Genomic DNA, 20,441 nt, shown 5'->3' with positions numbered 1-20,441 from the left:
TAACGCGGTAGGGTGACCAAGCAGCAGGATATCGTCGAGGAGCTGATCGAAGACGTCGTCGACGCGGCGACCTCGGGGCTGGTCCCGCGCCCCGCGCACGGGACATTCTCGCCGTTCCGCTATCCGGTATTCCGCGCGATCTGGATCGCCAACTTGTTCTCGAACCTCGGCTCGACCCTTCAGAGCGTGGGGGCGGCCTGGCTGATGACCGAGCTGACCACGTCGCACAAGCTCGTCGCGCTGGTGCAGGCCTCGGCAACTGTGCCCATCATGTTTCTGGGCGTCTTCGCCGGTGCTATCGCCGACAATTACGACCGCCGCATGGTCATGCTCATCTCGCAAGTGGGCATGCTGGTGGTCTCGGCGCTGCTGGCGGTGCTGACTTATGCCGGGTGGATGACGCCATACCTGCTGCTGAGCTTCACGTTCGGCGTGGGGACCGGCACAGCGCTCAATTCGCCCGCGTGGCAGGCCTCGGTGCGGCAGCAGGTCGATCCCGAGCAATTGCCGCAGGCGATCGCGCTCAATTCGATCTCGTTCAACATCGCGCGCTCGGTCGGCCCGGCGCTGGGCGGGCTACTGATCTCGATCTGGAATCCGGCTTTCGCATTCGCGATCAATGCGGTGAGCTACATCGGCCTGATCATCGTGTTGCTCTGGTGGCGGCCCGAGGCGCGAACCATCAATGCCCGCCCGATCCTGCCCGCCGTCGGCGCCGGGATAGCCTTCTGCGCACGGTCGGTGCCGCTGCGACGGATCCTGATTCGCGGCTTCGGGTTGGGCTTTTGCCTTGCGACTTTCCAGTCGCTGCTTCCGGGGGTTGTGAACACCTCGATCCACGGTAGCGAGGTCGATTATGGAATCATGCTCGGCCTGTTCGGCATCGGCTCGATACTGGCGGCGCCGTCGATCGGCCCGATTCGCCGCCGGCTGGGGCTGGAGGGCATTCTCGCACTGGGGGCGTCGCTCTATATCGTGGCGCTGCTGATTGCTGCGGCGGGGCATACGCTGGTGGCGGTCATGCCCAGCGCTTTCCTGGCAGGGGTGAGCTGGGTGCTGATTCTCACCACGATCAACACCGCCGTGCAGATGCGCTCGCCCGACGAAGTGCTGGGCCGCTGCCTGTCGATCTATCAGGCGGTGACGTTCGGCGGCATGGCGATGGGGGCCGGAACATGGGGCACGCTGGCGGACTGGAAGGGGCTGCCGTTCGCGCTGCACGGCGGGGCGGTGCTGCTTTTCGTATCCTTCATCGTGCTGCGATTCATCGCGCCGATGCCGCGCCCGGGAGAGGGCGTGCTGCGCCCGCGCTGACGGGGTTCGCGAGACAGGGCATTGCTACGCGGCATTTCCTGCCGCGCTTTAAAGAATGATTCACCACGATGGATCACAATCGGAGCCACTGAAATGGGGTTTTCCGACGATGGATACGTTGCGCGGCGAGTTCACCACCCGGGATGGGCCGGATAGTGGCTATGATTCGGACGACAGCATCGGCGGGCATGAGATCCGCTCGTCTTTCGCCATGGGCGACGAACGGCGCATGCAGGTGCGCGCCTATAACTTCTGGGCCAGCCTGCTGGGGGACCGCCAGTTCCCCGACATTGCCGACCTGAGGCCGGACGAACATCCCGATTTCGGCCCCCACGGCGTCCTGCTCGACTTTTCCGGCGGGATCGACGATCCCCGGATCGCATGGCTCGGCGCCGCGCTGGCCGAAGAATGCGGCGCACAGCGTGAAATCGGCAGTCTGGGGCAAGTGCCCAGTCGCTCGCTGCTCTCGCGCATTACCGACCATTACATGCAGATTCTCGCCAACGAGGCGCCGATCGGATTCGAGGCGGAATTCGTCAATCTGCGCGGGGCGACAGTGCTCTATCGCGGCATCCTGCTGCCTTTCGCGCGGGATCCTTCGCGGATCGAGTGGATCTACGGAGTCATCAACTGGAAGGAGATCGCCGATCAGGCGAGCACCGACGCGCTGATGCGGCAGGTGGACGATATGCTCGTCGCACGTTCGCCGCTCCCGCGCGAGCCGCTGCCGCTCGGCGGCTGGGCCGATGGCCCGGCCGAAATCGCGGGTGCGGGCGGGGCCCTGCCCGATGTGGCTTTCGGCGAGGGTGAGGCTTTCGGCGGCTCGGGCGATGGCGAGTTCGTGCTCGATGACACGTTTATGCTCGGCGAACCGGGCATGCTCGATGAAACCGGCGAACTGGATATCCTCGAACTCACCGCCGACATGGAACTGGCCGATTGGCTGGCCTCCGCGCGCGAACTGGCGCAGGCGGCGGTGGGGGCCGAGGATCGCTCTCGTCAGGCGCTCTATGCGGCGATCGGCCGCGCCTACGACTTCGTGCTGGCGGCCTCTGACGCGCCCGATGAACTTGCCGAATTGCTGGAAGATGCGGGCCTCAAGGTGCAGGACCGTGCGCCGCTGGTGCCGCTCATGAAGCTCGTGTTCGGCGCCGACTATGACAAGACGCGCCTGACCGAATTTGCCGGAGTCATTGCCCATGCGCAGCGGCTGGGGCTCGGACGGGGCGATCTGACGCCGTTCCTGGCCGCGCAACCGGGCGGCATCAAGGCCGTCGTCCGAGACGAACGCCGCCTGCGCCGCGAGGAGAGCGACCGTGCTGCAAAGGGCGAGACGCGCCATGATCGCATGGTGCGCGGCCTGCGCGCGCTATCGCCCAAGGCGCTGAGCGAAGTGGGCAAGGACAGCGAATTCACCATCCTCATTGCTCGCCGCGACGAACGTGGCGAGGTGGTGCTCCTGGGCGAAGTCAGCGACGATGAGACGTTGCTGGACCGCGCCGCGCGCCGTCTGCTGGAATGAACATGCAAAAAGAGCGGCAACTGCGAGGTTGCCGCCCTTTTGCATGTGGAGAGTTTTAATAGGTGGAAGGCGGATCGCTGGCGGGGAAGCTCTCGTCGATCGCTTCGTCGGTCTTCGACCACTTCTTCGGCTTGGTTGTCATGTTTTCAGGGCCCGCATCGCGTACCGGCGGGCACGCGGTTCCGTTGCCGGCGGTGGCCGCCAGCGGTTCTTCCTGGTCCCGGGTTGCGTACTTATAGAGCGCGTAGCCGGCGGCACCGGCGACGGCCAACTTGATCAGTCCCATCGGTCCTGCTCCTCTTTGGGGGACGTGTCCCCACCAGGCCCCCGGTGTCAGCATGGAATTGCCATTCCGGGGGTGTTCCACGTGAAGCAACGCAGGACGCTGGGCGCGGTTGCCTCAGTCGCCGCCGATCCGTTCGATCTGCGCGCCGACCAGAGCGAGCTTTTCCTCAAGCCGCTCATAACCGCGATCGAGGTGATAGAGCCGGTGGACTTGCGTCTCGCCCTCGGCCGCGAGGCCGGCGATCACCAGGCTCATCGAAGCGCGCAAGTCGGTCGCCATGACTTCGGCACCCGTCAGCTTCGGCACGCCGTGGACGATCGCGGTGCGGCCCTTGGTCTCGATATGTGCGCTCATGCGATTCAGTTCGGGAACGTGCATGTAGCGGTTCTCGAAGATCGTTTCGGTCAGCACGCTGGAGCCCTCGGCGCGGCACAGCAGGGCCATGAGCTGGGCCTGCATGTCGGTGGCGAAACCGGGGTAGGGCGCGGTCGAGAGGGTGACGGGCTTCAACGGACCATCGGCGGCGACGTGGAGGCCTCCTGCAGTCTGCTCGACATGGACGCCGGCGTCGCGCAGGGCCTGCACGGTCGCTTCCATGTCCTCGATCTTGGCGCCCTTGAGCGTGACTTCACCGCCGGTGATCGCGGCCGCGCAGGCATAGGAGCCCGCTTCGATACGATCGGGCATGACCATGTAGGTCGCGCCGTGGAGGCGCTTCACGCCGTGGATGGTGAGGTCGGAAGTGCCGATGCCCTCGATCTGCGCGCCCATCGCGACGAGCAGGTTGCACAAGTCGACGATTTCCGGCTCGCGCGCGGCATTATGGAGCGTCGAGGTGCCGGTGCAGAGCACGGCGGCCATCAGCGCGTTCTCGGTCGCGCCGACCGAGACCACCGGGAAGGAATAGCGCCCGCCGGGCAAGCCACCATCGGGTGCAACGGCGCGGACGTAGCCCGCCGCCATCTCGATCTGGGCGCCAAGCGCTTCGAGCGCTTTCAGGTGCAGGTCGATCGGGCGATTGCCGATGGCGCAGCCGCCGGGCAGCGAGACGGTGGCCTCACCCATGCGCGCCAGCATCGGGCCGAGCACGAGGATCGAGGCGCGCATCTTGCGCACGAGGTCGTAAGGCGCGACCGAGCTGGTGATGCGCGTCGCCTGAAGCGTCATCACGCGGCCGAAATCTTCCGGGCGGTTGCCGGCGATCATCGTCGAGATGCCGAATTGGTTCATCAGGTGCTGGAACCCGTCGATGTCCGCCAGACGCGGCAGATTGCGCAGCGTCAGCGGTTCTTCGGTCAGCAGGGCGCAGGGCAGCAGGGTCAGCGCCGCGTTCTTCGCGCCCGAAACAGGAATCGTGCCGGAAAGGCGCTTGCCGCCTTCGATGATGATCTTGTCCATTTCCCGTCCTTTAGCGGGATTTGGGCCCGCAGCAAGCACACCTCGGCAGTTCCGGAGCAGATCGGCGATGGACAGTTGCGCTGCGTCTGCGAAGTGTCTTTAATCGCATCGAAACATCAAGGAGCCAGACTTTCGGCTATGTCGGCAGAACAGTTCAAAAAGCCCGTTCGCAAGGCCGTCTTTCCCGTTGCCGGCCTGGGCACTCGATTTCTCCCCGCAACCAAAGCCATCCCCAAGGAACTTCTGCCGGTCGTCGACCGGCCGCTGATCCAGTACGCGGTGGACGAAGCGCGGGAGGCGGGGATCGAGGAATTCATCTTCGTCACTGGCCGCGGCAAGACCGCGATCGTCGAGCATTTCGACACGGCCTACGAACTGGAAGCGACGATGAGCGCGCGGGGCAAGTCGCTCGACGCGCTTGATCCCACCCGTATCCAGCCGGGCAATCTCGTGACCGTGCGCCAGCAGGTGCCGCTCGGGCTCGGCCATGCGGTGTGGTGCGCGCGTGCCGTGACGGGCGACGAACCTTTCGCGATCTTCCTGCCGGACGAGCTGATGTATGGTTCGCCGGGCTGCATGGCGCAGATGGTGGAGGCCTACAATGAAGTGGGCGGCAACCTCGTCTCGGTGCTGGAAGTGCCGCGCGAGGAAGTCTCCAGCTACGGCGTGATCGCGCCGGGCGAATCGCGAGGCAATCTTACCGAAGTGAAGGGCCTGGTCGAAAAGCCGAAGGTCGAGGACGCGCCGTCGAACAAGATCGTTTCGGGGCGCTATATCCTACAGCCCGAAGTGATGGATCTGCTCGCCAACCAGGGCAAGGGCGCGGGGGGCGAGATTCAGCTCACCGATTCGATGGCCAAGCTTATCGGCCAGCAGCCGTTCCACGCGGTGACTTTTGCAGGCCAGCGCTTCGATTGCGGTTCGAAAGTGGGCTTCGTCGAGGCGACACTCGCCATCGCGCTCGACCGTGCCGACATGGGCGAGGAAGTGCGCCGAATCGCAAAGCGCCTGCTGGATTGACGTCAAAGCGCTTCAGGAATCGTGTCCGGGACCAACAGGTCCCCGGATGCGGCTCGTTTATTGGCGCACCGGATCCGTGAGGCGCGCCATGATCGCTGCGACATACGCGCGGGTTTCGCGAATATTGGGGACTCCGCCAGCCTTGGCGACGCGGCCGGGGCCGGCATTGTAGGCGGCCAGCGCCTTTTCGATATCGCCGCCAAAGGCGTCTAGCTGCATGCGCAAATAGCGCGCGCCGCCTTCGAGGTTGGCCATGGGGTCGCCCGCATTCACGCCCATCTGTGCGGCCGTGCCGGGCATCAGCTGGGTAAGGCCGCGCGCGCCTACGGGCGAGACGGCAAGTTCATTCCACCGGCTTTCCTGCCAGACCACCGCTTCCAGCAGAGTCGGGCTGATGTCGTACTTGGCGGCGAGCTGGGCGATGCGGGCACGCCAGCGCGTGGGACCGGCGGCATCGAGCGCATCGGTGATCGATTGCGGCGCAAGCGCGGCGGCTTCGACTTCGGGAGGAGGCGCGGCACTGTCGGTGAATTCGGCCGTGCCCGTGCCATCGGAATTCGGAGTCAGGGGATCAATGGCGGCCCGCGCGGGCCCTCCGGCAACCCATTGATAGGTGCCGCCCTTGCCGATTTCGAGCACATCGGCCTTGGCCATCCCCGGCACGGCGGCGAGAATCAGCGCCGCCAGCATACCGGCCGCCGAAGCAGGGGCCGGAGCCCGGTCCATCCGATTCGATTCCCTCACCATCGCGGCGTCTTTACCCCGGACTATGGGCAAGGCTCAAGCATCGCCGCGCCCGGTGAAGTGCCGACGCAGCGCGAATCGCCCACCGCGTGGCGGACACCGATTCCAAAAATGTAAAAGGGAAGGAATGGTGCTGCTGGGGAGGATTGAACTCCCGACCTCGTCATTACCAATGACGCGCTCTACCACTGAGCTACAGCAGCGCCTGATCCGAAGGCCTTTCGGCCAGCGCTTCAGCGCCTGCCGCCGGCGACCCGGGGCAGGGGCGCGCTAATGTCTGGGGGCGGGACAATTGTCAAGCGGTGCTTGCGCATTCTTTTTCGCAAGGCCATTGAAAACGGCATGAACGGCCGGCCCAAAGACGCACAATCGGCGAAAACCCGCGAGGAAAGGCTTGCGGCAAAGCTGCGTGAAAATCTGCATCGCCGCAAGGCGCAGGCGCGGGCCCTGACTGTCGATAGCGAAGATGCCGAGACTCACCTGCGCGCCGACCGCGCGATCGGCGACGATTGCGAATCGGACAGGCTTTCCAAATCGTCCCCGGAAAGCTAGGGGCTGCGCGCGGAGATAACGTCCGCCTGCCTTCCGGCGTTCCCCCGGGCGCCGACCAGACCTCGGAGTGATGCCTTGCCTCGCCTGATTCTCGTCCGCCACGGCCAGAGCCAATGGAACCTCGAAAACCGTTTCACCGGCTGGTGGGACGTGGACCTTACCGAAAAGGGTGAGGAAGAGGCCCGCGCCGCCGGTGCGCTTCTCAAGGAAAAGGGCATCGCGCCCACCGTCGCCTTCACCTCGCTGCAAACGCGCGCGATCCGCACGCTGCACTTCGCGCTGGAAGCTGCCGGCCTGCTGTGGATCCCGGAAACCAAGGACTGGCGCCTCAACGAGCGTCACTATGGCGGGCTCACCGGCCTCAACAAGGCGGAGACCGCTGCCAAGCATGGCGAGGATCAGGTGAAGATCTGGCGCCGCAGCTTCGACACGCCGCCGCCGGTGCTGGAGAAGGGCAGCGAGTTCGATCTCTCCACCGATCCGCGCTACGCCGGGATCGACGTGCCGCAGACCGAAAGCCTCAAGGACACCATCGCGCGCGTCCTGCCCTACTATCAGGGATCGATCGTGCCGCACCTGAAGGCGGGCGCCGACGTGCTCGTCTCAGCACATGGTAATTCGCTGCGCGCGCTGGTGAAGCACCTCTCGAACATCTCGGACGACGAGATCACCGGTCTGGAGATCCCGACCGGCCAGCCAATCGTTTACGAACTGGCTGACGATCTGACGGTGCTCGACCGCTACTATCTCTCGGAGCGCTGAGATGGCCGCTTCGGAAACGGGCACTCCGCCGGTCGCGATCATCATGGGCAGCCAGTCCGACTGGCCGACCATGGGCAAGGCCGCCGAGATGCTCGACAAGCTCGGCATTGCCTATGACGCGCGCATTGTTTCGGCGCACCGTACGCCTGAGCGCATGGTGGACTTCGCCAAGGGCGCGGCCGATGAAGGCTTCAAGGTCGTGATCGCCGGTGCCGGCGGTGCTGCGCATCTGCCGGGCATGGTTGCCGCGCTCACGCACCTGCCGGTGCTGGGCGTGCCAGTGCAGTCGAAGGCGCTTTCGGGGCAGGACAGCCTGCTCTCGATCGTCCAGATGCCGGCCGGTATCCCGGTCGGCACGCTGGCCATCGGTGAGGCGGGCGCGGCCAATGCGGGCCTGCTCGCCGCCGCGATTCTGGCTATCACCGATGCGGCGCTGGCCGAACGGCTCAAGGCTTTCCGCGACGCGCAGACCGAAAGCGTGGCTGTCCGCCCGTCCTGACCCTTTCCCTCCTGACATATCGAGTAACGGCGTAATGATACCCCCCGGCGAAACCATCGGCATTCTCGGCGGCGGCCAGCTCGGCCGAATGATCGCGATGGCCGCCGCGCAGCTCGGCTACCGCTGCCACATCTACGCGCCGGAGTCCGATTCGATCGCCGCCGAAGTGAGCGCCGCCTTCACCTGCGCCGCCTGGGACGATGCCGAGGCGATGGCGAAGTTCGGGGCGGACTGCGCCGTCGTGACCTACGAGTTCGAAAACGTGCCTGTCGCCCCGCTGGCGGCGCTGGGCGATGTGCCGCTGCTGGCCCATGCCCGCGCGCTCGAAACTGCGCAGGACAGGCTGAACGAAAAGCGCTTCGTCACCGAACTGGGCGGCACCCCTGCGCCGTTTTTCCCGGTCGATTCGGCCGAGGATCTGGCAGCAGCCATCGCGGAGATCGGTACGCCCGGCATCCTCAAGACCCGGCGCGACGGCTATGACGGCAAGGGCCAGTGGCGGATCATGACGCCGGCGGACGCCGAAGGGCTCGACCTTCCGGCCCAGCCGCTGATCTACGAAGGCTTCGTCACTTTCTTCGCCGAATTCTCGGTGATCCTGTGCCGGGGCGCCGACGGCGATATCCGCTACTTCGATTCGGCCGAGAACGTCCACGAGAGCGGGATTCTCGCGCTCAGCACGGTTCCGGCATCGTCCGGGATTCTCGAACAGCTTTCCGCTGCCCGCGCGCTTGCCGCGAAAGTGGCCGAAGCGCTCGATTATGTCGGCGTGCTCACGCTCGAATTCTTCGCGACCGAAAACGGACCCGTGTTCAACGAGATGGCGCCGCGCGTGCACAATTCCGGGCACTGGACCATCGAAGGCGCGGTCACCTCGCAGTTCGAGAACCATGTGCGCGCAATCTGCGGGCTGCCGCTGGGTGGAACCGGGCTCGCCGCGAACAAGGTGGAAATGCGCAACCTGATCGGTGACGAGGCGCATGACTGGCCGATGATCCTTGCCGATCCCGCCAACCACCTGCACCTCTACGGCAAGGCGGCGGCCCGCCCCGGCCGCAAGATGGGGCACGTGACGCGCCTCGTCTTCGGGCAGGACTGACCGGCAGCCGGGTGCAGGATCTTTTCCTCATCTATGCCCGCGCCGCCAACGGCGTGATCGGCCGCGACGGGGCTTTGCCCTGGCGGCTTCCGGCCGATCTCAAGCGGTTCAAGGCGCTCACCATGGGAAAGCCCATGATCATGGGGCGCAAGACGTTCGAAAGCTTTCCCGCGCCGCTTCCCGGCCGCCGGCACATCGTGCTCACCCGCGACGAATCGTGGCAGGCGGAAGGTGCCGAAGTGGCGCATAGTGTCGAGCAGGCCCGCAAGCTGGCGGGCGACGGCGAGGTTGCGATCATTGGCGGAGCCGAAATCTACGGGCTCTTCACCGGGCTCGCCGCGCGTATCGAACTGACCGAGATTCACGGGACTTATGAAGGCGATACCTTCATGCCCGAGACCGGTCCCGAATGGCATGAGATCGCCCGCGAGGACCATGCGGCGGAAGGCGAGCGCCCCGCATATGCTTTCGTGACGCTCGTGCGCGACTTATAGGCCCGAAACGACATGATTCGCCTCGACAACCGTGAACCCGTTCCCGATGCCATGCGCGGCGCCATACTGGCGCTGGGCAACTTCGATGGATTCCACCTCGGCCATCAGGCCGTCGTCGGCGAGGCGATTCGCTGGGCGCGGACGACCGGGCGCAAGGCGATCGTCGCCACGTTCGATCCGCATCCCGTCCGCCATTTCCAGCCCGACGCCGAACCGTTCCGCCTGACCACGCTGGACCAGCGGCAGGAACTCTTCGCCAAGGCCGGGGCGGATGCCATGCTGGTGTTCCACTTCGACGGCGCGATGGCCGGCATGCCCGCCACCGAGTGGATCGAGAAGATCCTGTCGGCTCAGCTTGGCGTAGCGGGCGTCGTCACCGGCGATGATTTCACTTTCGGCAAGGCGCGCAGCGGCAATCCCGGCGTTCTGCGGGACGTGGGCGGCGAATTCGGCATCGAATCGCGCGCGGTCGGTGCCGTGCTCGATCAGGGTGAGCCGGTCAGTTCCAGCCGCATCCGCGACGCGCTGACCTCGGGCGATTGCGAGACGGCTGCGCGTCTGCTCACGCGGCCTTTCGCGATCCGTGGGCACGTCCAGCACGGCGACAAGCGCGGCCGCGTGATCGGCTTCCCCACCGCTAATCTCGACATGGCGAACTATCTGCGCCCGCGCTACGGCATCTATGCGGTGACCGGCCATCTTCCCGGCGGCCGCGTGGTCATGGGCGCGGCCAACATGGGCATTCGCCCGACGTTCGACCCGCCCAAGGAATTGCTGGAGCCGCATTTCTTCGATTTTTCCGGCGATCTCTACGATCAGGAAATCGAGGTGGCCTTCCACCACTATCTGCGGGGCGAGGCGAAGTTCGATTCGATCGACGCCCTGAAGGCCCAGATGGCGCTCGATTGCGACCGCGCGCGCGAATTGCTCGCCAATCTGGTGTAAATCTCGCCGGTTAAATGATGTTCAAATCCTTACCGGATTTGAACAACTCGCTCACAATGCCTATGTCGGCCCGGTGCAGGTCGATCCGCCGAACGAGCCCCCGATCACGCCTGAGGCGCGGCGGCGGGCAGCCTTGCTCTGGCATGAGGGGCGTGGGCCGCGCATTCCGCGTCCCAACCTGACCACGCGCCCGTTCGTCATTATCCGCCGCGTCATCGAGGGAACCTGGGAAGACGGGTTCATTCACGCGGGCAATCTGGCCTACATGACGATCGTTGCCCTCTTCCCGTTCTGCATCGCGGTGGCGGCGATCTATTCGGCCTTCGGCGAACAGGGCCAGCTCGACCAGTCGATCTCGGCCCTGCTTGCGGCCTTGCCGCCGCGCGTGGAAGAAGCGCTGGCCCCGGTCGCGCGCGATGCAGTGCGGGCGCGGCACGGCTGGCTGCTCTGGGTCGGCGGCGCGCTGGGGGTGTGGACGGCGACCAGCCTGATCGAAACGATCCGCGATATTCTCCATCGTGCCTATGGAATCACCAAGCGCCGGGCGTTCTGGCGCAACCGGCTGATATCGGGTGGGCTGATTTTTGGCGCGGTGCTGTTGATGCTGCTGTCGCTGTCTTCGCAGGTCTTCATCTCGCTGATCGAGGAAGTGCTGCTTGATCTGTTCCCGCGTCTCGCCCGTTTCGACTACCAGTTGGCGATGTCGCGCCTGATCACCACGGGCACGCTGTTCGGCTCGCTTTACGTGCTTTTTTACATGCTTGCGCCGACGCGCTATCAGGGCCGAGGGTTCCCCCGGTGGCCTGGCGCGGTACTGGTGACGACATGGTGGCTCACCACCGCATGGGCACTCCCCAGAGTGTTGCGCAATTTCATCGCTTACGATCTGACTTACGGAAGCCTTGCCGGAGTGATGATCGCGCTTTTCTTTTTCTGGTTTGTCGGACTAGGGATGGTTGCGGGTGCCGAACTCAACGCGGCCCTCACCGTCAGCCCCGAGGAGCAGGAAATGCTTGCCGGGGGCGGGAACGGTAATGGCGGTTCTGCCGTCAAGAACAACGAAGCACAGGAAGAACACGAATGACCGGTCTGATGCAGGGTAAACGCGGCCTGATCATGGGCCTTGCCAATGATAAGTCCCTGGCCTGGGGCATCGCGAAGAAGCTGCACGAACAGGGCGCCGAACTGGCCTTCTCCTATCAGGGCGAAGCCCTAGCCAAGCGCGTCAAGCCGCTGGCGGAAAGCCTTGGCAGCGATTTCCTCATCGATTGCGACGTTTCCGACATGGACGCGCTCGACGCGGCATTCGGCCAGCTCAAGGCGCGGTGGGAGACGATCGACTTCATCGTCCACGCCATCGGCTATTCGGACAAGACCCAGCTGCGCGGCCATTATTACGACACCACGCTCGATAACTTCCTGATGACGATGAACATCTCGGCCTACAGCCTGGTCGCCGTCACCAAGCGCGCGATCGAGATGATGTCGGATGGCGGCTCGATCCTGACGCTGACCTATTACGGCGCCGAGAAGGTCGTGCCGCATTACAACGTCATGGGTGTGGCGAAGGCCGCGCTGGAAACCTCGGTGCAGTACCTCGCCAACGATCTTGGCCCGCGCAACATCCGCGTCAACGCGATCTCGGCAGGCCCGATCAAGACTCTGGCGGCCAGCGGGATCGGCGATTTCCGCTACATTTTGAAGTGGAACGAGCTGAACTCGCCGCTGCGCCGCAATGTCACGATCGAAGACGTCGGCGGCTCGGGCCTCTATTTCCTCTCGGACCTTTCGGCGGGCGTCACCGGCGAAGTCCACCATGTCGACGCGGGCTACCATGTCGTCGGCATGAAGCAGGAAGATGCGCCGGATATCGCGCTGAGCTGAGCGCGCGTCCCGAAGATACGAAAAAGGGCCGGGGGAGCGATCCTCCGGCCCTTTTTTCATGGGCGCTCCCGAGAGAAGCAGCCTTACTTCGGCTTGGGCAGCGGCGTGTCGGTCTTGTTCGAGGCGGCGTCTGCCGCATCGGTCTGGGCCTGCTGGCGTGCCTGCTGGTCGAAGTAGGCCTTTTCCGCTTCCTCGACGCGCTTCTGGTCGGCTGCGGCCTGTGCGTCGATCGTCGAGAGGCGCTTCTGGCGCTCGGCAGAGATCAGTTCGCCGAAGCGGACGTCGGAAGCATTCGCGCGTTCGGAGTAAGCCTGGTTGATCAGCTTCTGGGTACACCCCGACGCGCCGCCGGGACCGACCGGCGAACAGCTCATGTTACCGAAAGCGCCGACGGTCTCATAGTCCTGGACGCGGTTCGACCAGGCTTCCGAGGCGTGGGAATCGAGACCGCGCAGCGGTTCGGGAATGCGGTAGCGCTCCGATTCGGACTTGCGCGCGCAGACCGTGATCTCGTTGGCGCTCGACTTCGGGCAAGTGTCGTTGCCGTAGATGATGAGCTGGTTGACCCGCTCGCCGCCCGTGTCTTCGGACTGTTCCTGTGCGGCGGGTGCCTGCGCTGCTGCGAGTGGCGCGCCCATGGTCAGCCCCAACCCGAGGCCGAAAGTGGCAATGGCTGAGGCGGTGGTCAGGAGGCGCGTCATCGGAATTGCTCCAGTCGAGAGTATGTCGCAGTCAATGATATAGGGTATGTGGCCTTTGAAAGGTAGCGCAAGCGTGCGCCCATCCGACAGGCTGCGTCAACATCTCTCCGAAAAATCAGATTCTTTCGGATAGTTTGATGGCCACGCGGCATCCCAGTCGGATGGCATTGAACAGCAGCGGATAGGCAGGTGCCCGCTCGGCCCCGGCGGCCAGAGCCGCGTCGCGGTGCTCGCGCTCGTCATCGCGGAACTTGCGGATCACCTCGCCCAGTTCGGGATCCTCGTCGCCCAGATCCTCAAGCTGCTCGGTATAGTGGCGGTCGATCTCGGTCTCGATCGCGGCAGTGCAGGCCATCGCCGCCTCGGGCCCGATCAGCGCGGTTGCCGCGCCCAGCGCATAACCCGCGACCGACCATACCGGCTGAAGCAGGGTGGGGCGCACGCCGCGTTCGGCAATCATCTTGTCGAAACGGGCCTGATGCTCGGCCTCCTGCTCGGCCATGCCGGCAATCTCGGTCGAAAGCGGGGCGCGGGCGCCCATGACCGCCATCTGCCCGGAATAGATGCACACTGCGCCATATTCGCCGGCCTGATCGACGCGCAGCATGCGCGCGGCTTTGGGGGACGTCATGACGGTCAGTCCTTGCTGCGGGCGACAAGGGCGAAGACCGCCAGCGCGCCGAAAGTGGAAAGCAGGAAGTTGAAACCGGCGAGCGAAACACCGCCCAGAGTCCAGGGGGCGACATCGCAGCGGATCAGCGGGGCGGCCATGATCGCGGCCATCGGATCGCCGCCGGCCGCGAAGGGGCTGGCTGTGCAGGCAGTGAAGCCTTCCCACCAGCCATATTCGACGCCGGCGTGGAAGCCGCCGATCAGGCCCGAAGTCAGGATGCCCAGCGCCGCCACCGCCACCAGCGGGCGCACCGGCCGCCAGAAGAAGGCGAGCGCGGCGAAGGGCAGCGCGAACATCTGGCCGTAGCGCTGCCACCAGCACATCTCGCACGGGTGGAGGCCAAAGCCGTATTGGCTGAGGTAGGCCCCGCCCAGCGCGATGACGGGGATCGCCAGCGCAAGCAGGCGGGCGGCGCGCAGGGGAGCGGCAACGGCAACGGTCATTGCGGGCGCTTTCAGTCCTTACCCGGCTTGGCGCTCGGGATGGAGCCCGGCGTGGCGGGCGTTGCGGCGGTGGCCAACGCGGGCTTGCCGGCGGTGCGGCGCAGCGTGTCGATCGCGTAAGTAAGCTGGAAGTCGGTAATGCCGCGCTTCTTCAGCTCATCCGCGCTGATCTTGAAGCGCGGATCGTCGGCCTTGTCGGTTTCCAGTTCCTTGTCGTTGATCGCCGCCTCGTTGATCAGGTGACTGCGCAAGTCGGATTCGCGCACAGCCCGCTCCGCGCGCGAGCGCGCGTCCGGATCGGAAAGCTGCGGCACCTTGATGTCGGGCACGATGCCGCCTTCCTGCACCGAATGGCCCGACGGCGTGTAGTACCGGGCGGTCGTGAGCTTGACCGCGCTGTCCTTGTCGAGCGGGATGTAGGACTGGACCGAGCCCTTGCCGAACGTGCGGTCGCCCATGATCACCGCGCGGTGCAGGTCCTGCAAGGCGCCGGCCACGATCTCGGAGGCCGAGGCCGACCCCGCGTCCACCAGAACGACCAGCGGCATGCCCTTGACGACATCGCCCTTGAACACCGTTTCGGCGCGGTAATACTGGTTTTCGCTGGCGATGCGGCCGCGCTGCGAGACGATCGTGCCGTGATCGAGGAACAAGTCGGACAGCGCCACCGCCTCATCCAGCGAACCGCCGGGGTTGGAGCGCAGGTCGAGCACCAGACCGTCCAGCTTGGTGCCCTTTTTGGCAGCCTGAAGCTTCAGGTCGGCAATGCCCTTGTTCACGAAGTTGCCGACATCGCGCGAGAACTCGTTGACCGAGATGACGCCGACATCGTCCTTCAGTTCCCAGGTGACCGGCTCAAGCTCGATCACGCCGCGCGTGACGGTCACGTCGAAAGGCTGGTCGCGGCCGGGGCGGAAGATCGTCAGCCGGATCGAGGTGCCGGCGGTGCCGCGCATCTTCTCCACCGCCTCGTCAAGGTCGCGCTCGTAATAGAGCACGCCGTCGAGGTGGGTGATGTAGTCGCCCGCCTTGATGCCCGCCTTCTCGGCCGGGCTGCCCTTGAACGGCGAAACCACCTTCACGGCGCCGTCATCTTCGACAACCGAGAGGCCGAGGCCGGTGTAATTGCCGTCGATCATCGTTTCCAGTCGCTGCTTGGCAGGACCGTCGAGATAGTTCGAATGGGGATCGAGACTGGCCAGCATGCCGTCGATCGCGCCCTTGAGCAGCTTGTCGTCGTCAACCGGGTCTACGTAGTTCGCCTTGATCAGCTCGTAGATGGTGAAGAGCTTCTGGAATTCGCGGTCGGCATTGCCGTCCACCGCCGCCAGCCCGGATGTCGCCGCAGGAAGCACGGCAACCGCGGAAACCAGTAGGGTCGCACGGAGGAAGGAAACGAACTTGGTAGAGCCAAATTTCATCGGGCTTGATCGCCTCTCGTGAATCGCGTCCGGCAACGACCGGGATGGGGGCCATGATGAGGGCCGGGGACATTCTTGACTGTCATGCTGCACGTGTCAGTCAACGCAGCATTCTACCGATGCGCCGCAGCAATTGCCAGCGGCGTGATGAATGGGAGGATGAGACCGGGCGCGGGTGGATCGGCACCGCAATCTCAGAGCGAACGGACATATTGCAGCGGATTGACCGGCACGCCGCCGCGCCGCAGTTCGACCTGCACGCGCGGATCGCCCGGGCCGGTCGCGCCCAGCGGCGATCCGGCGACGATGCTGTCGCCCACCGCCACGTCCAGCTGGGCAAGGCCGGTGACTAGGGAGGTCCAGCCGCCCTCGTGTTCGATGATGACGATGCGTCCGAAGCCGCTGTAAGACCCGGCATAGGCCACGCGGCCCGGCGCCGGTGCGACGACTTGCGCATTGGCCCGCGTCGCCAGCGAGAGCCCGCGCGACGGCGCCTGCCCGGGCAGGACTTCGCCGAAGCCCGTCACCACGCGGCCAGTCACCGGCAGGATATAGCTCGCCAGCCCTTCGGGCGGCGCATCGAACCGGGAGGCTTCGATGACGCGCGCATCCTCGGGCCGATCGGGCCGCATGACTGGACCGGGCAGGGCGGCCAGCTGTTCGCGCAGCGTGCCCTGACGGCCCACTTCGTCGACCAGATCGCCCAGATCGCGCGCGGTTTCGGCCAAGGCGAGCGCGTGTTCGGCCTCGCGCGCGGCAATGCCGCTGGCCTCGCGGCTGGCGAGCCGCTGGCGCGTTTCGAGTACGGCCAGCTTGCCGCGCCGCTCGCGCATCTGTGCTTCGGAGGCGGTGAGTTCCTCGCGGGCGGCCAACGCCTGACTCTCCAGCGCGTGGCCGCGCTCGATCTCGGCGCGCAGGCCGGCGGTACGGCGGCGGACTTGCGGCAGCATGGTGTCGAGCAGGGCGCGCAGATAGACCGCATCCTGCACCGAGCCGGGCCGGAACATGGCGAGGATCGGCGGGCGGCGGCTCAGCAATTGCAGCGAGCCGGTCAGCCGGGCAAGCGGGGCCTGCCGGACCGCAAGCCGTTCCCGCAAGGCGACGCGCTGAGAGGCGATCAGCCGCATCTTGGCTTGCTGCGCGGCGATTCCCGCTTCGGTTTCCTGAATGCGCGCGGCAAGGGCAGCGGCCTCGCGTCCGGTCTTTTCGGCCTGCGCGCTGACGCCGCGTGCCTTAGCCTCAAGCGCTTCGGCGCGGCGCCGTGCAGCCTCGCCATCGCGGCGGGCGGCGATCATGTCCTGCTGGGCGCGGGTCGCATCGACCGCCGGGTCCAGCACCGCAAGAGCGCCGACCCGGCTGAGGCCCTGTCCGGCAAGCACGACCGCGCCGATGGCGACGGCGGTCGAAGCTGCCAGAATTGTGCGGTTGCGTGGGCTCACGAGTGCTCGATTAGAGCACTCGGAGTCCGACGGAAAGAGGGGCGAAAGGCGGGAAGGGCAACAACCGGAGGAAACCCTCCGGCCTGCTGCTTACCCAGCGCGGCGAACGGCGTTCTTGTGCGCACCGACGCCATTGCCGCCGCGCGGACGGAAACGACGCTTGCGCTCGCCCTGCTCTTCGGTGCCGGCTTCGCGGCGTTCGCCACGCGGGGCGTCGCCGCGCGGGCGGTCGTCACGGCGACGGTCGTCACCACGCGGTTCGCTGCGCGGACGATCGTCACGGCGGCCTTCGCCACCGGGACGGCGATCGCCGCGCGGCTGCTGGCTGCGGTTGCCGCCGCCACCATTGCCGCCGTTGCGCTTGCCCTGGCCGTTGCCGCGTGCACCCTGCGGCGCGGCGGGTGCCTGACGCGAGGGAGCGGGAAGGCGCGAGGCTTCCTTCATGAAGTCCTCGGGCAGGCCGAGCGCGGTCAGCTTGACGCGGGTCAGCTTCTCAATGTCGCGGATATAGGGCTTCTCGTCCGGCGCGACGAAGCTCACGGCCACGCCGTCGGCACCTGCACGCGCGGTGCGGCCAATGCGGTGGACGTACTGTTCGGCCACGTTCGGGATTTCGAAGTTGTAGACGTGGCTGACGCCCGACACGTCGATGCCGCGCGCGGCAATGTCGGTGGCGACGAGCACGCGCACGGTGCCCTGGCGGAAGCCGCCCAGTGCGGCGGTGCGCTGGGCCTGGCTCTTGTTGCCGTGAATCGCGGCGGCGGGGATGCCGGCAGCGACCAGATGACGCACTACGCGGTCAGCGCCGTGCTTGGTGCGGGTGAAGACCAGTGCGCGGTCGATGGCGCCGTGCTCGGCCTTCTCGGCGGCGTCGGGCGCAAGGCCTTCACGCAGACGGATGGTCAGCAGGGCCTGCTTTTCGGCCTGGTTGATGAACGTGGCGTACTGTTCGACGCGCTCGGCGGTGGTCGACTGCGGAGCGACTTCGACCTTCACCGGGTTGTTGATGAACTGCTTGCCCAGCTCGGCGATCGCCTGCGGCATGGTGGCCGAGAAGAACAGGCTCTGGCGCTGCTTCGGCAGCAGCGCGGCGACGCGCTTCAGCGGAACGATGAAGCCAAGGTCCATCATCTGGTCGGCTTCGTCGAGCACGAAGATCTCGACATTGCGCAGCGTCAGCGCGCGGCTGTCGATCAGGTCGAGCAGGCGGCCGGGCGTGGCGACGAGGATGTCGGTGCCGCGCTCAAGCGCGCGGGCCTGTTTGCCGGCGGGAACGCCGCCGAAGATGCACTGGACCGAAAGGTTCAGGAACTTGGCATAGCCGCGCATGTTGTCGGCGATCTGCGCCGCGAGTTCACGGGTCGGCGAAAGCACCAGCATGCGGCAGCCGGCGTTGGTGCGCGGCTTGGGATCGTTTGCAAGGCGGTGCAGCGAGGGCAGCGAGAACGCGGCGGTCTTGCCGGTGCCGGTCTGCGCGATGCCAAGAATGTCGCGGCCCTCAAGCAGCGCGGGAATGGCCTGGCGCTGAATCGGCGAGGGATCGGTATAGCCCTTGGCCTCGAGCGCACGGAGAATCGGCTCGGCCAGACCAAGTTCGGAGAAATAGGACATAAGTCACTTTCACAAGCAGCCCGGGCGCGCGGATAGGAAATGGCGCGCGGAGCTAGGTGTCGTTTTGGCGACCCTGCGTGAAGAAGGAAGCTGGTTCAGGTGCAACCGCTCGTCCGGGCCGGATCTGGCGTCGAACGCCGGAAACCTCACGCTGCTCTCGGATTGCGGCGGGAAAACGGATCCCGCGCGCCGGTTGCTTGACGCGCATTTAGTGTGCGGCGCGGCAAAACGCAAGAAAATTGCGCGTTAGGGGAATGAGGGTCGCGCTGACGGGAATCATCGCGCTGGCGGGCCCGCTCGCTTCAGGCTTCGCTGCCCCATTGTAGGGTCTGCGGATCGCCCGATGTCACCAGCCGGCGCAGCGCCGCGCGGGCAAGGCGCTCGGTCTCTACCTTGCGGCGGGCGGCGGCAAGCTGGTGGAGCGGGGCCGGGCGCAGGATTTCGGCATCATAGCCATCGGCGACGATCACGCCGCAGCGCTCCGGCAGAAACAGCTCGGTTTCCAGCGGCGCGCGATCGAGCGAAGGGGGAAGCGCCCAGTAGAAGCGGTCGCAATAATCGAGATAGTCGGTCCACTTCCCGTCACCCAGCAGATCGGCGCGGCTGACCTTGATCTCGACGATGATGACATGGCCCTTGGCATCGACTCCCATGAGGTCTGCCCGGCGGCCGCAGCGCAGCGGCATTTCCGGCAAGCACCAGATGTCGTTGCGGGCAAACAGCCGTCCGACGCCGCGTGCGACGTCGACCGAGGTGTACGAGGAAAGGGGAGAATCGACGTCGGCCATGTCCCTATCATAAGAACATAGCAGGAACTTACAAGTCGGCCGATGGGGCCGGTGGCTTTACAGCTTGAGTGCGTCCGGCGGGGCGAGTGCAACCATGGCATCGCGCGCAGCGACGAATTCGGTCCACAGCGACCGCGCTGCCGCGCGGGGATCGGCACCGCGATCGAGCGCGGCGATTAGGGCGGAAAGGCCCGGTTCCATGATCGCGGTCAGGTCTTCGATGCCCTGCTCGGCAAGGCGGCAACGCCAGCCGCCGGTTTCGCGCATGATGGCGGGGAAGGCGCGGGCTTCCAGGCTGGGGCTCTCGCCCTCGATACCGGCAATTGCGGCCACCACTTGCCCGGCCTGATGCAGCGCCGCCCATTTGATGGCGATGGATCCCAAAGCGGCGGGTGCGGACTCCGCTTCTGCCGGTTGCGGCCAGGAGTCGACGAAATCGTGCTCGGACGCCTGAGTGTCCGACCAGTGTCCGTCCGAGATGATACCCGTTGCGTCCATGGCCGGATTCATAGCGCGAAGCCCCTTGCCAATTCCCTAACCCGGTGCGGCCTGAGAATTTTACGGCATTCTCGCGGTGGATGAAATCATTTGTGGCTGGAAACCCTGCGCATGCTCTGCTAGTCGCCCCCGCACTGCACCCGTAGCTCAGCTGGATAGAGCGCTGCCCTCCGAAGGCAGAGGCCACAGGTTCGAATCCTGTCGGGTGCACCAAAAATCAACAACTTAGCGTAAATCGGCGGCCTTTCTCGGCCTGCGCGTGTGAGTTATGTGTCAGTATCGCCCCGGTGGGTCGAAGCTGATGGTGACTCGCAACCCTTTCTCGGATGCGAATCACGGAGGTGCCGA

Annotated in this window: 22 protein-coding genes and 2 tRNA genes; 12 read left to right on the top strand and 12 right to left on the bottom strand. The window is 65.7% G+C overall.

All coding sequences use genetic code 11. The annotated features are described in order from the left end of the window. The first annotated feature begins 12 nt into the window (after nucleotides 1–12). On the top strand, nucleotides 13–1,314 hold the full coding sequence (locus AC1VVM_RS03635; protein WP_482955861.1) for an MFS transporter: 1,302 nt from the start codon (nucleotides 13–15) through the stop codon (nucleotides 1,312–1,314). A 109-nt stretch (nucleotides 1,315–1,423) separates the two neighbouring features. Beyond that, nucleotides 1,424–2,836, top strand: coding sequence for a PAS domain-containing protein (locus tag AC1VVM_RS03630; protein ID WP_482955860.1), 1,413 nt, complete (start codon nucleotides 1,424–1,426; stop codon nucleotides 2,834–2,836). Between the two features lie 55 nt (nucleotides 2,837–2,891). Here the strand turns inward: AC1VVM_RS03630 and AC1VVM_RS03625 are convergent, their stop codons facing one another. Beyond that, nucleotides 2,892–3,122, bottom strand: coding sequence for a hypothetical protein (locus tag AC1VVM_RS03625; protein WP_132387554.1), 231 nt, complete (start codon nucleotides 3,120–3,122; stop codon nucleotides 2,892–2,894). Between the two features lie 114 nt (nucleotides 3,123–3,236). Then, a complete protein-coding gene (gene murA, locus AC1VVM_RS03620) occupies nucleotides 3,237–4,520 on the bottom strand; it encodes a UDP-N-acetylglucosamine 1-carboxyvinyltransferase (protein ID WP_482902793.1) in 1,284 nt (427 codons plus the stop codon). 138 nt (nucleotides 4,521–4,658) lie between these two features. Here murA and AC1VVM_RS03615 point away from each other — a divergent pair, with 138 nt between their 5' ends. Next, on the top strand, nucleotides 4,659–5,540 hold the full coding sequence (locus AC1VVM_RS03615) for a UTP--glucose-1-phosphate uridylyltransferase (protein WP_132387550.1): 882 nt from the start codon (nucleotides 4,659–4,661) through the stop codon (nucleotides 5,538–5,540). Between the two features lie 57 nt (nucleotides 5,541–5,597). Here the strand turns inward: AC1VVM_RS03615 and AC1VVM_RS03610 are convergent, their stop codons facing one another. Both AC1VVM_RS03610 and AC1VVM_RS03605 read right to left on the bottom strand, forming a co-directional pair. Then, nucleotides 5,598–6,266 (bottom strand): lytic transglycosylase domain-containing protein, encoded by a 669-nt coding sequence (locus AC1VVM_RS03610; RefSeq protein ID WP_482902792.1) that lies wholly within the window; start codon nucleotides 6,264–6,266, stop codon nucleotides 5,598–5,600. Nucleotides 6,267–6,412: 146 nt separating this feature from the next. Then, nucleotides 6,413–6,487, bottom strand: a tRNA-Thr gene (locus tag AC1VVM_RS03605). Nucleotides 6,488–6,557: 70 nt separating this feature from the next. Here AC1VVM_RS03605 and AC1VVM_RS03600 point away from each other — a divergent pair. The 8 genes from AC1VVM_RS03600 (at nucleotide 6,558) to fabI (ending at nucleotide 12,519) form a co-directional block, all read left to right on the top strand. Then, entirely contained in the window at nucleotides 6,558–6,836 is a 279-nt protein-coding gene (locus AC1VVM_RS03600; protein ID WP_482955859.1) for a hypothetical protein, read from the top strand. Between the two features lie 75 nt (nucleotides 6,837–6,911). After that, on the top strand, nucleotides 6,912–7,598 hold the full coding sequence (gene gpmA, locus AC1VVM_RS03595) for a 2,3-diphosphoglycerate-dependent phosphoglycerate mutase (RefSeq protein ID WP_482902790.1): 687 nt from the start codon (nucleotides 6,912–6,914) through the stop codon (nucleotides 7,596–7,598). Nucleotide 7,599: 1 nt separating this feature from the next. Continuing rightward, complete coding sequence (gene purE, locus AC1VVM_RS03590; RefSeq protein ID WP_482955858.1) at nucleotides 7,600–8,097, top strand: 5-(carboxyamino)imidazole ribonucleotide mutase; 498 nt, start codon at nucleotides 7,600–7,602, stop codon at nucleotides 8,095–8,097. Nucleotides 8,098–8,131: 34 nt separating this feature from the next. Then, nucleotides 8,132–9,196: a 5-(carboxyamino)imidazole ribonucleotide synthase gene (locus AC1VVM_RS03585; RefSeq protein ID WP_482955857.1), complete on the top strand. Its 1,065-nt coding sequence runs from the start codon at nucleotides 8,132–8,134 to the stop codon at nucleotides 9,194–9,196. A gap of 11 nt (nucleotides 9,197–9,207) precedes the next feature. Beyond that, entirely contained in the window at nucleotides 9,208–9,690 is a 483-nt protein-coding gene (locus tag AC1VVM_RS03580) for a dihydrofolate reductase (RefSeq protein WP_482955856.1), read from the top strand. Between the two features lie 12 nt (nucleotides 9,691–9,702). Next, on the top strand, nucleotides 9,703–10,635 hold the full coding sequence (locus tag AC1VVM_RS03575) for a bifunctional riboflavin kinase/FAD synthetase (RefSeq protein ID WP_482902787.1): 933 nt from the start codon (nucleotides 9,703–9,705) through the stop codon (nucleotides 10,633–10,635). Between the two features lie 73 nt (nucleotides 10,636–10,708). Continuing rightward, nucleotides 10,709–11,719 (top strand): YihY/virulence factor BrkB family protein, encoded by a 1,011-nt coding sequence (locus tag AC1VVM_RS03570; RefSeq protein WP_482902786.1) that lies wholly within the window; start codon nucleotides 10,709–10,711, stop codon nucleotides 11,717–11,719. Next, nucleotides 11,716–12,519 carry an enoyl-ACP reductase FabI gene (gene fabI, locus AC1VVM_RS03565; protein ID WP_482902785.1) on the top strand — a complete coding sequence of 268 codons (804 nt, stop codon included), beginning with the start codon at nucleotides 11,716–11,718 and terminating at the stop codon, nucleotides 12,517–12,519. Before AC1VVM_RS03570 ends, fabI begins: the two co-directional genes overlap by 4 nt. An 83-nt stretch (nucleotides 12,520–12,602) precedes the next feature. On the opposite strand, the gene AC1VVM_RS03560 is transcribed toward fabI, so the two are convergent. The 8 genes from AC1VVM_RS03560 to AC1VVM_RS03525 form a co-directional block, all read right to left on the bottom strand. Continuing rightward, nucleotides 12,603–13,220 (bottom strand): hypothetical protein, encoded by a 618-nt coding sequence (locus AC1VVM_RS03560; RefSeq protein WP_482955855.1) that lies wholly within the window; start codon nucleotides 13,218–13,220, stop codon nucleotides 12,603–12,605. Nucleotides 13,221–13,335: 115 nt separating this feature from the next. After that, nucleotides 13,336–13,851 (bottom strand): demethoxyubiquinone hydroxylase family protein, encoded by a 516-nt coding sequence (locus tag AC1VVM_RS03555; RefSeq protein ID WP_132387533.1) that lies wholly within the window; start codon nucleotides 13,849–13,851, stop codon nucleotides 13,336–13,338. 5 nt (nucleotides 13,852–13,856) lie between these two features. Continuing rightward, a complete protein-coding gene (locus tag AC1VVM_RS03550; protein WP_132387531.1) occupies nucleotides 13,857–14,336 on the bottom strand; it encodes a disulfide bond formation protein B in 480 nt (159 codons plus the stop codon). An 11-nt stretch (nucleotides 14,337–14,347) separates the two neighbouring features. Next, on the bottom strand, nucleotides 14,348–15,757 hold the full coding sequence (locus AC1VVM_RS03545; protein WP_482902783.1) for a S41 family peptidase: 1,410 nt from the start codon (nucleotides 15,755–15,757) through the stop codon (nucleotides 14,348–14,350). A gap of 194 nt (nucleotides 15,758–15,951) precedes the next feature. Next, entirely contained in the window at nucleotides 15,952–17,196 is a 1,245-nt protein-coding gene (locus AC1VVM_RS03540) for a murein hydrolase activator EnvC family protein (protein ID WP_132387527.1), read from the bottom strand. A 90-nt stretch (nucleotides 17,197–17,286) separates the two neighbouring features. Continuing rightward, the gene (locus tag AC1VVM_RS03535) at nucleotides 17,287–18,807 is read right to left on the bottom strand and encodes a DEAD/DEAH box helicase (protein WP_132387525.1); all 1,521 of its coding nucleotides are present in this window, start codon (nucleotides 18,805–18,807) and stop codon (nucleotides 17,287–17,289) included. A 302-nt stretch (nucleotides 18,808–19,109) separates the two neighbouring features. Then, nucleotides 19,110–19,595: an MmcB family DNA repair protein gene (locus AC1VVM_RS03530; RefSeq protein ID WP_482902781.1), complete on the bottom strand. Its 486-nt coding sequence runs from the start codon at nucleotides 19,593–19,595 to the stop codon at nucleotides 19,110–19,112. 57 nt (nucleotides 19,596–19,652) lie between these two features. Beyond that, a complete protein-coding gene (locus tag AC1VVM_RS03525; RefSeq protein WP_482955854.1) occupies nucleotides 19,653–20,093 on the bottom strand; it encodes a hypothetical protein in 441 nt (146 codons plus the stop codon). 136 nt (nucleotides 20,094–20,229) lie between these two features. On the opposite strand from AC1VVM_RS03525, the gene AC1VVM_RS03520 reads away from it, so the two are divergent. Next, nucleotides 20,230–20,306 (top strand) — tRNA-Arg (locus AC1VVM_RS03520). The last annotated feature ends 135 nt before the right edge of the window (nucleotides 20,307–20,441 follow it).

Source organism: Novosphingobium sp. BL-S-33, assembly GCF_056857025.1.
This window is presented reverse-complemented; position numbering and strand designations above follow the sequence as displayed.

Bases quoted from the DNA above. Each gene is read 5' to 3' on its own strand.
- AC1VVM_RS03575 (WP_482902787.1), top strand. From the start codon at position 9,703: ATGATTCGCCTCGACAACCGTGAACCCGTTCCCGATGCCATGCGCGGC.
- AC1VVM_RS03615 (WP_132387550.1), top strand. From the start codon at position 4,659: ATGTCGGCAGAACAGTTCAAAAAGCCCGTTCGCAAGGCCGTCTTTCCC.
- murA (WP_482902793.1), bottom strand. From the start codon at position 4,520: ATGGACAAGATCATCATCGAAGGCGGCAAGCGCCTTTCCGGCACGATT.
- AC1VVM_RS03585 (WP_482955857.1), top strand. From the start codon at position 8,132: ATGATACCCCCCGGCGAAACCATCGGCATTCTCGGCGGCGGCCAGCTC.
- fabI (WP_482902785.1), top strand. From the start codon at position 11,716: ATGACCGGTCTGATGCAGGGTAAACGCGGCCTGATCATGGGCCTTGCC.
- AC1VVM_RS03535 (WP_132387525.1), bottom strand. From the start codon at position 18,807: ATGTCCTATTTCTCCGAACTTGGTCTGGCCGAGCCGATTCTCCGTGCG.
- AC1VVM_RS03610 (WP_482902792.1), bottom strand. From the start codon at position 6,266: ATGGACCGGGCTCCGGCCCCTGCTTCGGCGGCCGGTATGCTGGCGGCG.
- AC1VVM_RS03530 (WP_482902781.1), bottom strand. From the start codon at position 19,595: ATGGCCGACGTCGATTCTCCCCTTTCCTCGTACACCTCGGTCGACGTC.
- purE (WP_482955858.1), top strand. From the start codon at position 7,600: ATGGCCGCTTCGGAAACGGGCACTCCGCCGGTCGCGATCATCATGGGC.
- AC1VVM_RS03560 (WP_482955855.1), bottom strand. From the start codon at position 13,220: ATGACGCGCCTCCTGACCACCGCCTCAGCCATTGCCACTTTCGGCCTC.
- AC1VVM_RS03550 (WP_132387531.1), bottom strand. From the start codon at position 14,336: ATGACCGTTGCCGTTGCCGCTCCCCTGCGCGCCGCCCGCCTGCTTGCG.
- AC1VVM_RS03555 (WP_132387533.1), bottom strand. From the start codon at position 13,851: ATGACGTCCCCCAAAGCCGCGCGCATGCTGCGCGTCGATCAGGCCGGC.
- AC1VVM_RS03625 (WP_132387554.1), bottom strand. From the start codon at position 3,122: ATGGGACTGATCAAGTTGGCCGTCGCCGGTGCCGCCGGCTACGCGCTC.
- AC1VVM_RS03525 (WP_482955854.1), bottom strand. From the start codon at position 20,093: ATGGACGCAACGGGTATCATCTCGGACGGACACTGGTCGGACACTCAG.
- AC1VVM_RS03630 (WP_482955860.1), top strand. From the start codon at position 1,424: ATGGATACGTTGCGCGGCGAGTTCACCACCCGGGATGGGCCGGATAGT.
- AC1VVM_RS03545 (WP_482902783.1), bottom strand. From the start codon at position 15,757: ATGAAATTTGGCTCTACCAAGTTCGTTTCCTTCCTCCGTGCGACCCTA.
- AC1VVM_RS03600 (WP_482955859.1), top strand. From the start codon at position 6,558: ATGTCTGGGGGCGGGACAATTGTCAAGCGGTGCTTGCGCATTCTTTTT.